General features: G+C 69.2%; 11 protein-coding genes. All 11 read left to right on the top strand.

Features of this window, described 5'->3' with window-relative positions; genetic code table 11:
* The first annotated feature begins 7 nt into the window (after nucleotides 1-7).
* The 11 genes from ACWIX3_RS10790 (at nucleotide 8) to ACWIX3_RS10840 (ending at nucleotide 12,531) form a co-directional block, all read left to right on the top strand.
* Nucleotides 8-2,080 carry a phage tail sheath family protein gene (locus tag ACWIX3_RS10790; RefSeq protein ID WP_448612072.1) on the top strand — a complete coding sequence of 691 codons (2,073 nt, stop codon included), beginning with the start codon at nucleotides 8-10 and terminating at the stop codon, nucleotides 2,078-2,080.
* A gap of 13 nt (nucleotides 2,081-2,093) precedes the next feature.
* Complete coding sequence (locus ACWIX3_RS10795) at nucleotides 2,094-2,621, top strand: phage tail protein (protein WP_448612073.1); 528 nt, start codon at nucleotides 2,094-2,096, stop codon at nucleotides 2,619-2,621.
* 2 nt (nucleotides 2,622-2,623) lie between these two features.
* On the top strand, nucleotides 2,624-3,457 hold the full coding sequence (locus ACWIX3_RS10800; protein ID WP_448612074.1) for a T4 family baseplate hub assembly chaperone: 834 nt from the start codon (nucleotides 2,624-2,626) through the stop codon (nucleotides 3,455-3,457).
* A gap of 929 nt (nucleotides 3,458-4,386) precedes the next feature.
* A complete protein-coding gene (locus ACWIX3_RS10805) occupies nucleotides 4,387-5,571 on the top strand; it encodes a DUF4255 domain-containing protein (protein WP_448612075.1) in 1,185 nt (394 codons plus the stop codon).
* Nucleotides 5,568-7,601 carry an AAA family ATPase gene (locus ACWIX3_RS10810; protein WP_448612076.1) on the top strand — a complete coding sequence of 678 codons (2,034 nt, stop codon included), beginning with the start codon at nucleotides 5,568-5,570 and terminating at the stop codon, nucleotides 7,599-7,601. Before ACWIX3_RS10805 ends, ACWIX3_RS10810 begins: the two co-directional genes overlap by 4 nt.
* A gap of 13 nt (nucleotides 7,602-7,614) precedes the next feature.
* On the top strand, nucleotides 7,615-7,824 hold the full coding sequence (locus ACWIX3_RS10815; RefSeq protein ID WP_448612077.1) for a hypothetical protein: 210 nt from the start codon (nucleotides 7,615-7,617) through the stop codon (nucleotides 7,822-7,824).
* Nucleotides 7,824-9,572, top strand: coding sequence for an eCIS core domain-containing protein (locus ACWIX3_RS10820; RefSeq protein WP_448612078.1), 1,749 nt, complete (start codon nucleotides 7,824-7,826; stop codon nucleotides 9,570-9,572). The genes ACWIX3_RS10815 and ACWIX3_RS10820 overlap by 1 nt, the downstream gene beginning before the upstream one ends.
* A gap of 557 nt (nucleotides 9,573-10,129) precedes the next feature.
* Nucleotides 10,130-10,306 carry a hypothetical protein gene (locus ACWIX3_RS10825; RefSeq protein WP_448612079.1) on the top strand — a complete coding sequence of 59 codons (177 nt, stop codon included), beginning with the start codon at nucleotides 10,130-10,132 and terminating at the stop codon, nucleotides 10,304-10,306.
* 121 nt (nucleotides 10,307-10,427) lie between these two features.
* Nucleotides 10,428-11,111 (top strand): hypothetical protein, encoded by a 684-nt coding sequence (locus ACWIX3_RS10830; protein WP_448612080.1) that lies wholly within the window; start codon nucleotides 10,428-10,430, stop codon nucleotides 11,109-11,111.
* A 9-nt stretch (nucleotides 11,112-11,120) separates the two neighbouring features.
* Entirely contained in the window at nucleotides 11,121-11,402 is a 282-nt protein-coding gene (locus ACWIX3_RS10835; RefSeq protein WP_448612081.1) for a LysM domain-containing protein, read from the top strand.
* 4 nt (nucleotides 11,403-11,406) lie between these two features.
* Nucleotides 11,407-12,531 (top strand): phage late control D family protein, encoded by a 1,125-nt coding sequence (locus tag ACWIX3_RS10840; RefSeq protein ID WP_448612082.1) that lies wholly within the window; start codon nucleotides 11,407-11,409, stop codon nucleotides 12,529-12,531.
* Nucleotides 12,532-12,537 lie beyond the last annotated feature (6 nt).

The following is a 12,537-nucleotide window of genomic DNA, read 5'->3' on the forward strand; positions in this document are numbered from 1 at the left end:
GTCAGAGGTGCCGGTGACACCCACCTATCCCGGGGTCTACATCGAGGAGATCCCCAGCGGGGTCCGGACCATCACCGGCGTCGCGACGTCGGTTGCCGCGTTCGTCGGCTATTTCAACCGCGGGCCGCTCGACACTCCCGTCCAGCTGTTCAACATCGGTGACTTCGAGCGCGAGTGCGGTGGCCTTGCGCGCGACGACGAGACCGGCTACGGCATACGCCAGTTCTTCAACAACGGCGGATCGCACGCATACGTGGTCAGGGTGGCGTCCCCTTCCCTCGAGGTTCCGGAAGTTCCCGAGGTTCCGGAGGGCTCCGAGGTTCCCGAGGTCCCCGCGGCTGTGCTTGTTCCCCCCGCGGCGGCGGAGGCCACGCTCGGAGCGGACGTCGAGGGGGCCGCGACGCCGATGCTTCGCGCGTTCGCCGGTCGCCAGGTCCGCGGTCGTTCGGTCGAGGACCCGGGCGTGTGGGGTAACGAGATTCGGATCACCGTCGACTACGTCACCCGCGATCCCGTCGATTCGGCGCTGTTCAACATGAGCACCAGCGAGGTCGCGAGTCAGGACGGGCGGCGGGTGGTGCTGCGCACCGAGTCCTTCCTGAACTGCAGCACCGACCCGGCCAGCAGCGACTACGTGATCGACAAGGTCAATGCCGGATCCCGGATCGTCCAGCTGGCGCCTGTCGTTCCGCCACCCGAGGCGCTGCTGCGGCCTGCGCAGACCGGCACGACCGGAATACCGATACCGGTGAATGACAGCGCCTCCTTCTCGGGGGATTCGAAGCTGAGCGTCACGTCGGGTGGGCAAGACGACATGCAGGAGGTCACCCTCACGGACCTGACCACTGACACGAAATTCGATGACAATCCAACGCTCATTCGGCGGGCGCTCGAACGGGGGATCCGGGCGGCGGGTGTCGCGGCGTCCGACCCGTACCTGTCGGGCGCCACCGTGACCCTCCAGAGCAGGACGTTCCGCATCGTCGCCGGTGGCTTCGACCGTGCAGACCTCGAAGGGCAGCCCGTGCTGACCTTCGCCGACGCCGGTGGCGGCAACGTGGCCACCGATCTCGGACTCCTCGGCGGCGACGTGGTCACCAACGTCCAAGAGTATCGGCTCGGCTTCTCAGCCGCGGGATATCAAACGGGCGGTGTTGCCGGCACCAGTGGCGCACTGCCCGACGCCGCTGCACTCCTGGGAAGCTTCGACGAGAAGACCGGGATGCACGCCCTGCGGGACGTGGATCTGTTCAACATCCTCGTGCTGCCCGGCGCGGTCGCCCCTCACGTGGTGGACCAGGCGCCAGCCGTCTACGCCGAGGCGCTGGCGTTCTGCGAGGCCGAGCGGGCGTTTCTCATCGTCGATCCTCCTGCCGACAGGAACGAGGTCCAGGAGGTCAACGACTGGGTCGACGACGCCGGCATCCGGCACCGCAACGCCGCGGTGTACTTCCCGCGCGTACAGGTGCCCGACCCCCTCAACGACAACCGGCTCCGCAGCATTGGCCCCAGCGGGACCATGGCCGGGGTCTACGCCCGGACCGACGGCGAGCGGGGCGTGTGGAAGGCGCCGGCGGGGCTCGACGCGGTGCTGCGCAATGTCGGGGGCCTCGACGTGCCGCTCACCGATGACGAGAACGGTGTGTTGAACCCGAAGGCCGTCAACGCGCTGCGACAATTTCCGATCCACGGACGGGTCGCTTGGGGCGCGCGCACACTTCAAGGCGCCGACGTCCAGGCGTCGGAATGGAAGTACATACCGGTTCGACGGCTGACGCTGTTCCTGGAGGAGACCCTCCTCCGGGGTCTGCAATGGGCGGTGTTCGAGCCCAACGACGACTCGCTGCACGCGCAGATCCGGCTCAATGTCGGAGCGTTCATGCACAACCTGTTCCGTCAGGGCGCGTTCCAGGGTTCGAGCCCGCGCGACGCCTACTTCGTCAAGTGCGACGCCGAGACCACCACGCAGAACGACGTGGACCTCGGCATCGTCAACGTCGTCGTGGGCTTCGCACCGCTCAAGCCCGCCGAGTTCGTGATCATCAAGATCCAGCAGATGGCCGGGCAGATCCAGACGTAGCAACGGAGCCGACATGGCCCAGTTCACGGTCAACGCGAGCCGGTTCGACCCCTACAAGAACTTCAAGTTCAGGGTGAGGTGGGACGGCAGGTACGTAGCAGGCGTCAGCAAGGTCAGCGCCCTGAGTCGCACGACCGAGGTCGTCGAGCACCGCGAGGGCGGCGACCCCAGTACGAGCCGCAAGTCGCCCGGCCAGACCAAGTACGACGACATCACACTCGAGCGCGGCCTGACTCACGACCCAGAGTTCGCGAGGTTCATGAACAAGGTCTGGAACTTCGGTGCCGGGCTGGGGTCGGAGGTGTCCCTCGCGGATTTCCGCAAGGACATCACCATCGAGCTCTACAACGAGTCCGGCCAATTGGCGGTTGCCTACAACGTGTTCCGGTGCTGGGTCACGGCGGCGACGGCGCTGCCGGATCTCGACGCGGGCGCAAACGCGGTGGCCATCGAGACCATCAAGCTCGCGCATGAGGGCTGGGTGCGCGACCCCGACGTGACCGAGCCGTCCGAGCCCTCCTTCACCGAACCGCCTGCGTAGCCGTGGACGAGATCGTCGAGGTCCGCGTACCCGGCGGCGTCGTTTCTGATGGCGACCGGCTGACGACCGCTGGACTGCGCCGGCTCAACGGCCACGACCAGGAGGCGCTGCTCGGCCTGACCGGCGCATCGTCGGCGCAGGCGGCGCGCCTGCTGCTCGACCGCTGCCTGCGGACCATCGGTGGACGAACGGCACACGCAGGCACGGTCTCCGAGCAGACCATCGGAGACCGGGAGGCGCTCCTGTGGCACCTGCGGTCGATCAGCTTCGGCGACCGCATCGCTGCGGTCGTCGAGTGCGCGCAGTGTCACGAGAAGCTCGACGTCGACCTGAGTGTGGCGGACCTGCTGCAACCTGCCTATCCGCGCTGGACCGGGACCTTCACCGAGAACGTCGCCGGCCATCGAGTCAGGTTCCGGCTACCGACGGTCGCCGACCAGGACGCCGCCGGCGGGGTGGCGCGGACCGATGGCGAGACCGCGGCAGAGCTGCTGCTCCGACGGTGCGTGCTGGCCGTGGACGATCACGCCGCCACCGACGACGAGCTGGCCCTGGTGCGGACGGTGATCGACGACCGGATCGCGGCGCTCGATCCGCAGGCCGAGGCGCTGCTCGACATCCGCTGTCCGCAGTGCGACGCCAGCACGCCACATGTGCTCGACGCCGGCCAGTTCCTCATGGAGGAGCTCGCGAGGACCGGCCGGTACCTGTACTCCGAGGTCCACACGCTCGCGTGGTACTACCACTGGTCCGAAGGCGCGATCCTGGACCTGCCCGTCGACCGGCGCCGGCGCTATCTGGACCTCATCGCCGACACCGTCGGGGCGTCGACATGAGTTACCTCCGGCGCCTGGCGACCCGCGCGGCCGGTGCTGTGCCGGCGCCGGTCCGGCCGGCCATGACGCCGGTGTTCCCCCCGGTGGTCGGGCCGTCCGTCGATCCCGGGATGCAGCACGGTCCGGCGCTCCCGCCGATCGAGCTCGGCGTCCGCCCGGTCGACGCGCCGGCAAGCGCGGCTGGGCGTCTGGTGCAGGAGTCGCCTGCGCCGACCGAGCCGCGGCCGCCGGCGATGCAGGCCCCGGCTCTCCCGGGGCCGTCCCCGCTCGCCGGGCACGCCCCTGCTCGCCCGGAGCCGCACCGACCCCCCAGCACGCCGGACCCGCCGCACGTCGCCGCCCGCCCGTCGACGGACCCGACACCAGCGCTGCCACGTCCCGGACCACCTCCGCCGCCCGACACGACGACGTCTCCACCGGGATCTGCCCCGCGTGAGCGCCCGCACGCGCCTCCTGACCCACCCGACCGTCCCGCGGACCGCGAACGCATGCACGGGAGCGGCGCAGCATCCCCTCCCGAGGCGGTCCGCAGCCGGCCGGACGCGCCCGTCCGGTCAGCGCCGAACGGTGCTCGGCCCGCCCCGGCCGCCGCCGAGCGGTCACCGCAGGGCGACGCCCTGCGGCAGCCCGGTGCGTCGGCGACGGTCAGGCCGGCGGTCGCCGCGCCGTCGGCGAAGTCGACGGTGACGCGCGCGGAGTCACCGGACGAGGACACGCCGCACGTGCGGCTACGGCCGGAGCCCGTCGGCGTGGTCAGCGTCGCTCGGCGGGAGCCGCCGGCCCCCCCGGCGACGGCGCCCGACCGCCCGGTCGAGGTGCACATCGGGACGATCGAGATCACGGCCGCCGCACCACCTCCGCGGCAGGCTCGCGGTCCCGTGGGGTTCGCCGCCCACGAACGGCTCCGCACCTATGCGTGGGACGACTGAATGGCGGATTTTACCGGCATCCAGGCCGTCACGGAGACCGTCCGGCAGCTCCTGCTCGAACGGATGCAGGAGCACGCCGCACTCACGGACGTCACGACGCTCCACCCGGACGACGACGACACGCCCGACGGGCCGTGGGTCAACCTGTTCCTCTACCGCGTCACCGAGAACGCCGCGCTCAAGAACCAGGACCTTCCGGGACGGGGCGGACCGCTGTCGCTGGGCCGCCCGCCGCTGTCGCTGGACCTCCACTACCTGATCACCGCGATGGGGCTCGACAGCGCCGACACCCGCGGTGCACAACGCGTGCTCGGCGACGCCATGGTCACGTTGCACGACCACCCCGTCATCGCCAAGGACGACCCCGTGCTGGATCCGGCTTTGCACCAGGAGGTGGAGCTGCTCAAGGTCACCTTGCAGCCGCTCGCCACGGAGGAGCTGGCCAACCTCTGGACCGCGACGACCTCGCCACTCCGCCTGGCGGTGGTCTATCTCGTGACCGTGGTGCAACTCGAGTCCGCGGTCCCCCGGCAGATCGCGCGACCGGTCGGTGCACCTCCCGGCGCAGGTCCGCGGGTCTACGCCGTCCCGCTGGACCGGCCGCAGATCACGGCCGTCGGCGTCATCCGCACGGCGGACGATCCCGCTGCCGAGGCAGTGGAGTCCATGCCGCACGCCCGCATCGGCGACACCCTGGTCATCGAGGGGGCGCGGCTGTACCCGGGGCGGCGGGTCCTGCTCGGTGACGTCGACGCCAGCGGCGCCATCGCCGAGCCATCGACGGCAGCGCGTGTGCTGGTCCAGGTGCCGGACGAGCCGGCCCTGCAGGCCGGCATCCAACGACTGCAGCTCGTCGGCGACGTCCCGATCGGGGAGCCGCCACGCGACATCGCCGTCATGCGCTCGAACGTGGCGGCCTTCGTGCTGGTCCCGATGGTCCGGTCGACGTTCCCGGCGGCGGGTGACGCGGGAACGACGGTGACCATCACCGGCGAGCGGCTCCTCGCCGACCGCGGACCGACCATCGTCCTCGTCGGTGATCACGCGATCGCGCCCGAACCCGGCGCGACCGCCACGCAGGTGGCCGTGACCGTGCCGGCCATCGCCCCCGGCGTCTACGCGGTTCGCGTCCGCGTGAACGGTGCGGAGGGCATCGACCCCGCGAGCTTCGAGGTGACCCGGTGAGCGCCGGGGCGGACACGACGTGGGACAAGGTCCACGACGCCTATCTCGAGGCGCTGCTGCACCTGGTGCACCTGCGCGCGCAACGTCACCTCCGCCGACAGCACGACACGGGCGGCGATCAGGTGGGTGACCCGGGGGCGACCATCGACGCGCATCGGCAGCGCCTGCAGGACCTCGACGACGAGCTCGATGCCCTCGGGGCGCCTGCCGCGATGACCGCGCTGCGGCGCACGCTCGGTCTCAGCGACATCGAGGTCGAGGCGGTCGTCCTTGCGCTCGCCGTGGAGCTCGACCCGGGCGCCGGCCCACAGTTCGCCGCGGTCCACGACGACCCGCGGTCGGCGTGCGCGACGTCGGGCCTGGTCGGGGCCTTGTTCGGTCACTCCGCCACCGAGGTGGCGGTGCTGCACGCGTCGACTTCACCCGTCCGGCGCTTCCGCATCCTTTCCCCTGGGGACGACGCGACGCCCGCATCGCGCCGGCCGCTGCGGCTCGACCCGCGGGTCGTGGACTACCTGTGTGGACGCAACCGCCTCGACGAGCGCCTCGCCGGGCTGGTCGAGCCGCTCTCGAAGGTGCCACTGGTCGCGGCGCATCGCGCCGTGGCGTTGCGCATAGCGGGCTGGCTGACCGCGCCGGACACCAACGCGCCACCGCGCGTCAACCTCGTCGGGCCACCCGGTCAGGGCCGCGAGGCCGTCGCCGTGGCGCTCGCACAGGAGCTCGGCATGCACCCGGTTCGCCTGCACGTCGAGCGCGCGGCCGGCCGTGCCGAGCGCCGAGACCTGGTTCGGCTCGTCGAACGCGAGGCCGCGCTGCTGCCGGCGCTGCTGTACGTGGACGCCCCCGAGAACGTCGGCGGCGACGCCGCACTGGAGTCCGCCGCGCGGGAGATCATCACCGACCTCGGAGGCGTCCTGGCGATCGGCAGCCGTGACCCCTGGGATCCCGACACCGATGTCATCCCGGTCGACGTGCCGCTGCTCTCGGCGGCCGAGCGGACCGACCTGTGGGCACAAGAGCTCGGCGACGCGGCCGCGCAACTCGATCTCGACGGGCTGGTCGAGCAGTTCCCCCTGGGCCCCGACGGCGTGCGTCGCGCCGTCACTCGCGCGCATGCCGCAGCCGAGGTCGCCGCCGGCACCTCGGGCTCCTTGACCGACCACGACCTCTGGGAAGCGTGCCGGACGCTCATCGGATCCGAGCTCGGGCAGCTCGCCCGGCGGATCCGTCCGACGGCCGGTTGGAGCGATCTCAAGCTGCCCGATGCCGAGGTGACGCTGCTGCGACAGATCGCCGCGCAGGTCGGCCAGCGGGCGCGGGTGTACGGACACTGGGGGTTCGGCGAGCGCCTCTCCAGGGGGCGGGGCATCAGCGCGCTATTCACCGGCCCGCCCGGGACGGGCAAGACGATGGCCGCCGAGATCCTGGCCGCCGACCTAGATCTCGATCTGTACCGCATCGACCTGTCGGCGGTGGTCAACAAGTACATCGGCGAGACCGAGAAGAACCTGCGGCGCATCTTCGACGCCGCTGACCAGGGCGGCGCCCTCCTGCTCTTCGACGAGGCCGACGCGCTGTTCGGCAAGCGGACCGAGGTTCGCGACAGCCACGACCGACATGCCAACGTCGAGATCAACTACCTGCTGCAGCGCATGGAGGACTACGCCGGGCTGGCGATCCTGGCGACCAACCGCAAGAGCGACCTCGACCCCGCCTTCCTTCGGCGCATCCGCTTCCTGGTCGCGTTCCCCTTCCCCAAGCCGCCGTACCGCCGGCGCATCTGGGAGGCGGTGTTCCCTCCGGACACGCCTCGGGTCGATCTGGATCTCGACGCCTTGGCGCGGCTCGAGATCGCCGGCGGCAACATCCGCACCATCGCGGTCAACGCCGCATTCGCCGCCGCCGACGAGGGGCGACCCGTCGACATGCACCACGTCATGCACGCCGCTGCCCACGAGTACCGGAAGCTCGACCGCCTGCCGACGGCCGGTGAGTTCGGCCGCTACGCCGAGGTGCGTCATGTCTGACCGCACTGGCCGCGTGGACACGGTGCGCATCGACCGCCTGGTGCTGCGGGGCGTCGATCTGGACATGCAGGACGCCGCCGCGCTGCCGGCCCGCATCGCCGCCGAGCTGGAGCGCCGGCCATCAACCGAGGCGGTCCCTCCGCCCGCGCCAACCGGCCATGACGTCGCGCGGCACGTCGCTCATCGCATCGCCGCAGAAGTCCGCGGCCGGGGACGCGAGTGATGACGAACGCCTCCGCCGAACGAGCCTCACGGTCGTCGGCGACGCTTCCGGCCAAGTTGAAGGTCGGCGCGACGAATGACCCGTTAGAGCATGAGGCGGATGAAATGGCCAATCGCGTCATGCGTATGCCCGCCCTGGGCCCGTCACTGTTGCAGCGTTGCGCGGGCGGCTGCGTCGGCGACAAGATCGCGTGGCGGCCTGCGCTCCCGGCGGAGCGATTAGGGACCACGGCGGTCAACGGCGGACGCGTTCGCCAGCCGACCGAGCGGGCGACCGGTCGGAACCGCGGTGGCGGAGCGCCGCTACCCGACTCACTGCGTGGCTTCTTCGAGCCACGCTTCGGCGTCGACTTCGGTGACGTGCGTGTGAACACGGGGTCCGGAGATGCCGCGCGCGCACGAGCCCTGAATGCACGCGCGTTCGCGTTGGGTTCAAGCATCTCGTTCGGCGTTGGCCAATACGATCCCTGGTCGGGAACGGGACGTCGCCTTGTCGCCCACGAGTTAGTGCATGTGCTTCAAGATCGCCGTGCGCGGGGAACCGGGTTGGCCGGCAGTGAGACAGTCCGGCGCAACGGCCCCGTCGAGCCCGAGATGGGGGAGACCGGTCAGGATCAGCCTACCGGCGACGAGCTGAACTGGGCCGCGCAGTTCCTTGCGGGAGCGCTGCTTGGAGACTTTTACGAGGACCCCACCTTTTGGTCCACGGTGGGGCAGATTGCCGTGGGCTTCATACCCTATGCCGGCCAGGTCGCAGACGTCAGGGACCTGCTTGCATCGTTGAAAAAGATTGTCTTCGAGGGCGGCTGGAACGATCCATGGGAGTGGTCGAACCTAGTTTTAATCGTCGTGGCGTTTATACCGGGCCTGGGTGACGTAATCAAAGGTGTTGGTAAGGCTGGCATGCGATGGGCGCGAAAGGTCAATCTGATCGATGAGGTTTTCGGTGCAATAGACCGTTGGATTGTGGATCCCACTCTCACCCTTGTGTTGCAGCCTGCAGTCACACTGTTTAAGACCATGCTGCGCGAGGCGCTTGATGTGGTCGGAAAGAGGCTGCCTGATGGTGTCGTTGAGAGGCTGCCTGACGCCATCGTGGAGTGGTTGAGACGAGTACCGCAGAACCCCGAGGTGGCAAAGCGTAGCGACAGATTCCTCAGAGAAAAGATGGCGGACGCTGAGCGGAAAGCTATCCAGACGGGCCACTCGGCTACCAAGGAAGTGACCGACCCGGACCTACGGGCCTGGTTGGATGGCAGTGACATCCTAGGTCAGGGCCGCTCGGAGGAGTTGCTGAAAAAGCGTCGTAGGGAGCTGTCCTTCGAGCCTGGCATTCCGGCGCGCGGAAAGTGGACGAACAACTCGGTGATGGAGGCTCAGGGTGCATTGGAGGCGGAGAGGCTGGGAATTCTACCAGGCCCAGTCCGCCGTGATCCTCACGGGGGTGGCGACTTTATTGACGGCCTCGGGCGCGATTGGGACGTCAAGGGCCACCCTGATCCACACTCGATTGTCGAAGAGCTGACAACAACCAAACCAGCCCCGCTTGTACTGCTCAACGCCACCAGGATGAGTAACGGCGAGGCGGTGGACACGCTCTATGAGGTGCGCGTTCTTCTCCGGCAAATGGGCAGGTTCGATCTCTTGAAGCATGTCACCTCTGTGCCAGACCTCGCGCAGCTTGATCCGGTCGGAGCGGAGCGTGCTATGCGGGTCATCGAGGCAGATCAGCAGAGTGATGAGGAGTGATGACTAAGCTTGAGGTCCGTCTGGTAGAGCACGCTTCATGGCTGCGCAGCCGTTGGACGGCGGAGCGTGAACTCGTGGCACGAGTGAACGACGGGCGTGGAGTGGAGTCGCGCGTGCGTATATCGCCAACGCGACCCTCATCAGTGTTCAGGGTGACGGTGTGGACGTGCGTGAAGCGCAGCTCGACAGCGTGCGGCTGGAGGAAGTCGCCTCGCGAGAGATCCGCCGTGAGGATGCGTCCTCCATCCAAGCAACACTCGTGGCCGCAGACTGCGGCCAGGCGCGTATGGCAGGGGTCGAGCGGGGAGGCGCACGACTGGAATGGTGCAGCTTCCGCGGCGCAATGCTCGAATGGGAGAACCCCACTACGACCCCCGTGCGTGACAGTGGCATACAGGGCGCGGCACTCCCCGGCGCCCGACGCCTTCGGATCGCTGCGTTCAATGGGAGGCTCAAGCGAGCGGGCCTACGGGAAACAGATCCGCGCAGACCGGTGTCGGAGACCAACTGGCGTTATGCGAAGCCAGCGCGGGTTCAGCTCGGAGCCGCGACTGTCAATGGCGAAGATTAATGGTGTGGAAGGACTTGAGGCGACGCTGGGCGACCTGATTTGCCAATACATCGACGTCAGCCGGGCCGGTGGCGTTAGCCGGATTATCCATGGCCATGGCGCTGCTTTCCTTGCTTCTGGTGTGGCTGGTGTCGTCATGATGCGATCTGGAATTGTGTTGTGAACCGGGGTCGAGTCCTGCTGGTTGCTGCGGCGTTCGGCCCACCGCCCCTGTCGCCGCGGCGGAGTTCTGCCACGGCGAGACGTGAAATTAGCCATCACGATGTTCGAGAGGCTGGTTCGGGATGGTGTCTGAGTTCACCGGCCGGCCGAAGCTGCTGAAGGGCGCGCTGGTCGCGTTCCGGTCGCAGCTGATCCCCGGCGTGCCGACGGTCGTGGTGTTCCAGTACAACCCCGAGAACCTCACGCGCACGCTCAAGCAGCGCAGCGCCAGCGGGGGCGAGTCGGCCGGTGGTGGGTCGTCCGCGGCGCAGGAGGTGCTCCAGGTGACGGGGCCACCGGACGAGCAGATCTCGATGACGGCCGTCTTGGACGCGGCTGACCAGTTGGAGCAGCCGGGGCAGAACCCCGACACCGTGCTGACCGGGCTGCACCCGGCGCTGGCCACGCTGGAGCTGCTGCTGTACCCGCCATCGGAGCAGATCCTGGCGAACGCGGTCCGGGCGGCGCTCGGAGCGCGGCAGATCACGACCACCGACGCGCCGCTGACCCTGCTGGTGTGGGGACCGGCGCGGGTCGTGCCGGTGCGACTCACCGGCTTCACCTTCACCGAGAAGGCGTTCGACCAGCTGCTGAACCCGATCCGCGCCGAGGTGCGCATCGACGTGGGCGTGCTGACGTACCGGGATCTCGAGCCGAAGTCCATCGGTCACGGCGTCTCCGTGGTGCACCACGTGTCCAAGGAGGTCCTGTCGGCGGTGCACCAGGTCAAGACCGCGATCGAGATCGTCGGCTCGCTGCCCTTCTAGGAGGTTCCGATGTTCTTCCGAGGCAGTCGCTACGAACAGGTGACGACGGTGGACCACGTGGCGCCCGACGGCCGCATCATCCGGTACAAGGCGATCCGGCCCATCCCGCCGACGTCACCCCTCGGGCGGCACGTCGTCGACGAAGGCGAACGCCTGGACCACATCGCCTTCCAGCACTACCGCGACGCCGAGCGGTTCTGGCGCATCTGCGACGCCAACCTCGCGGTGTGGCCCGACGAGCTGACCGCACGGTCCGGTCGCGTGCTGGACATCCCGGCGTCGGAGGCCTGACCCCGTGGCCGGGATCACCTACACGGTCATGATCGACGACGCCCCGGCGGCCGCCGAGATCATCGACGCGATCGAGCACATCGAGTGCGAGGACGACCTCGGCAAGGCGGCGCTGCTCCGGCTGCATCTCGGCACCGCGCTGAGCGAGGACGGCGAGCAGTGGTTGTTCGCCGACGACGGCACGTTCGCCCGCCTCAGCCGCGTCCAACTGCTGGTCGCGACGGGAACCGGCCTCCCAGCCGTCGTCTTCGACGGCTATGTCGTCCAGACCGAGCTGTCCCTGTCGGAGGACCCCGGGGGATCGGCGTTCACGGTCATCGCCATGGACGCCACCGCACTGATGAACCTCGAGGAGAAGGTGCGGGAGTGGCCGAACATGCCCGACTCGGCCATCGCCACGGCCATCCTCGGTGAGTACACCCTGGCCCCGGTCGTCGACGACACCCAGCCGGTGCGCACCCAGGTCGACACGACGGTGATCCAGCGCGACACCGACATCCAGTTCCTGCGGCACCTCGCCCAGCGCAACGGCTTCGACGTGTACGTGCGCCCCGGCCCGGTACCCGGGGTGGTCGAGGGGCACTTCCACCGTCCCGCGGTGGACGACCCGGCCCAGGGTGTGCTCAGCGTCGCGATGGGGGAGGTCTCCACCCTGCGCACGTTCTCAGCGCGGTACGAGATGCTCCGGCCCGCAGCGGCCACCGCGTCCGGGGTCGACGCGCGCACCGTCACACGGCAGCCGGCCGAGTCGACGGCCGGGAACCTGACCGAGCTCGGCGCGACGACCCTGCTCGACGGGAACCGTCCCCGCACGACGCTGCTGCGGAGCACCGGCGAGTCCCAGGCGGGCGCGCTGCAGACGCTGACGCAGGCGGCCGTCGACCGCTCGACCTGGGCGGTGACGGTCGATGGCGAGCTCGACACGGCCATCTACGGCGACGTGCTGCGCACCGGTGGGCCGGTCCTGCTGCGCGGTGCCGGCTCCACCTACAGCGGGACGTACTACGTCCAGACCGTCCGTCACCGCATCGAGGGGGAGCGCTACACCCAGCACGTCAGCCTGCGCCGGAACGCGGTGACGGCAACCGGGCGCGAGGACTTCCTGCCGAAGCTGGGACTACCGACGTGACGGCAA

This window comes from Geodermatophilus sp. URMC 60, assembly GCF_053502585.1.

Excerpts from the sequence above, each read along its gene's own strand:
- ACWIX3_RS10805 (WP_448612075.1), top strand. The coding sequence starts at position 4,387 with ATGGCGGATTTTACCGGCATCCAGGCCGTCACGGAGACCGTCCGGCAG.
- ACWIX3_RS10820 (WP_448612078.1), top strand. The coding sequence starts at position 7,824 with ATGACGAACGCCTCCGCCGAACGAGCCTCACGGTCGTCGGCGACGCTT.
- ACWIX3_RS10830 (WP_448612080.1), top strand. The coding sequence starts at position 10,428 with ATGGTGTCTGAGTTCACCGGCCGGCCGAAGCTGCTGAAGGGCGCGCTG.
- ACWIX3_RS10795 (WP_448612073.1), top strand. The coding sequence starts at position 2,094 with ATGGCCCAGTTCACGGTCAACGCGAGCCGGTTCGACCCCTACAAGAAC.
- ACWIX3_RS10835 (WP_448612081.1), top strand. The coding sequence starts at position 11,121 with ATGTTCTTCCGAGGCAGTCGCTACGAACAGGTGACGACGGTGGACCAC.
- ACWIX3_RS10825 (WP_448612079.1), top strand. The coding sequence starts at position 10,130 with ATGGCGAAGATTAATGGTGTGGAAGGACTTGAGGCGACGCTGGGCGAC.